Annotated in this window: 1 rRNA gene; it reads left to right on the forward strand. The window is 55.5% G+C overall.

Going from position 1 to position 1,953, the window contains the following annotated elements:
- Positions 1-287 precede the first annotated feature (287 nt).
- Positions 288-1,811 (forward strand): 16S ribosomal RNA (locus BLQ50_RS18145).
- Positions 1,812-1,953: the final 142 nt, after the last annotated feature.

Consider the following 1,953-nt stretch of genomic DNA (forward strand, 5'->3'; position numbering starts at 1 on the left):
CGGGTAAGTTTGAACGGTTGCCCCAAGAGAAGGACCTTAGCGGTCTGGAAGTGGTGCGCGTCCGCTCCTTGAGAACTCAACAGTGTGCTTAATAGTCAATGCCAAGACCCCTTGTCTGGTGTTGGTTGCTGGGTCTTCGATCTGGTGGCTGATTCGCAGCAAGGTTTATTTGGTATGAATTGAAAACGCAAGTTTTCGGTTTGTAGCCTTGATTAATCAAGTGCCTCTTTGCAGGGGTGCTTGCTTCGTATGGTTGTTAACTGGTTTCGACTGGTTGATATCAAACATTTACGGAGAGTTTGATCCTGGCTCAGGACGAACGCTGGCGGCGTGCTTAACACATGCAAGTCGAACGGTGATATCGGAGCTTGCTCTGGTTGATCAGTGGCGAACGGGTGAGTAACACGTGAGTAACCTGCCCTTGACTCTGGGATAAGCGTTGGAAACGACGTCTAATACCGGATATGAGATGCGACCGCATGGTCTGTGTCTGGAAAGTTTTTCGGTCAAGGATGGACTCGCGGCCTATCAGCTTGTTGGTGAGGTAATGGCTCACCAAGGCGTCGACGGGTAGCCGGCCTGAGAGGGCGACCGGCCACACTGGGACTGAGACACGGCCCAGACTCCTACGGGAGGCAGCAGTGGGGAATATTGCACAATGGGCGAAAGCCTGATGCAGCGACGCCGCGTGAGGGATGAAGGCCTTCGGGTTGTAAACCTCTTTCAGTAGGGAAGAAGCGAAAGTGACGGTACCTGCAGAAGAAGCACCGGCTAACTACGTGCCAGCAGCCGCGGTAATACGTAGGGTGCAAGCGTTGTCCGGAATTATTGGGCGTAAAGAGCTCGTAGGCGGTTTGTCGCGTCTGGTGTGAAAACTCAAGGCTCAACCTTGAGCTTGCATCGGGTACGGGCAGACTAGAGTGTGGTAGGGGTGACTGGAATTCCTGGTGTAGCGGTGGAATGCGCAGATATCAGGAGGAACACCGATGGCGAAGGCAGGTCACTGGGCCACTACTGACGCTGAGGAGCGAAAGCATGGGGAGCGAACAGGATTAGATACCCTGGTAGTCCATGCCGTAAACGTTGGGCACTAGGTGTGGGGCTCATTCCACGAGTTCCGTACCGCAGCTAACGCATTAAGTGCCCCGCCTGGGGAGTACGGCCGCAAGGCTAAAACTCAAAGGAATTGACGGGGGCCCGCACAAGCGGCGGAGCATGCGGATTAATTCGATGCAACGCGAAGAACCTTACCAAGGCTTGACATACACCGGAATCATGCAGAGATGTGTGCGTCTTCGGACTGGTGTACAGGTGGTGCATGGTTGTCGTCAGCTCGTGTCGTGAGATGTTGGGTTAAGTCCCGCAACGAGCGCAACCCTCGTCCTATGTTGCCAGCACGTTATGGTGGGGACTCATAGGAGACTGCCGGGGTCAACTCGGAGGAAGGTGGGGATGACGTCAAATCATCATGCCCCTTATGTCTTGGGCTTCACGCATGCTACAATGGCCGGTACAAAGGGCTGCGATACCGCGAGGTGGAGCGAATCCCAAAAAGCCGGTCTCAGTTCGGATTGGGGTCTGCAACTCGACCCCATGAAGTCGGAGTCGCTAGTAATCGCAGATCAGCAACGCTGCGGTGAATACGTTCCCGGGCCTTGTACACACCGCCCGTCAAGTCACGAAAGTCGGTAACACCCGAAGCCGGTGGCCTAACCCCTTGTGGGATGGAGCCGTCGAAGGTGGGATTGGCGATTGGGACTAAGTCGTAACAAGGTAGCCGTACCGGAAGGTGCGGCTGGATCACCTCCTTTCTAAGGAGCTACACGCTGGCGCTTCCGGGGACTACCTCGGGGTGGTCAGGTGGCCACGTCCACTCTCCGAATGAGGGGGTGGGTGGTTGCTCACGGGTGGAACATTGACTATGGATGCCGGCTTGGCCGGTCATGGAAGTAC

Origin of the sequence: Sanguibacter gelidistatuariae, assembly GCF_900096585.1 — a bacterium.
In the GTDB taxonomy this organism is placed as follows: domain Bacteria; phylum Actinomycetota; class Actinomycetes; order Actinomycetales; family Cellulomonadaceae; genus Sanguibacter; species Sanguibacter gelidistatuariae.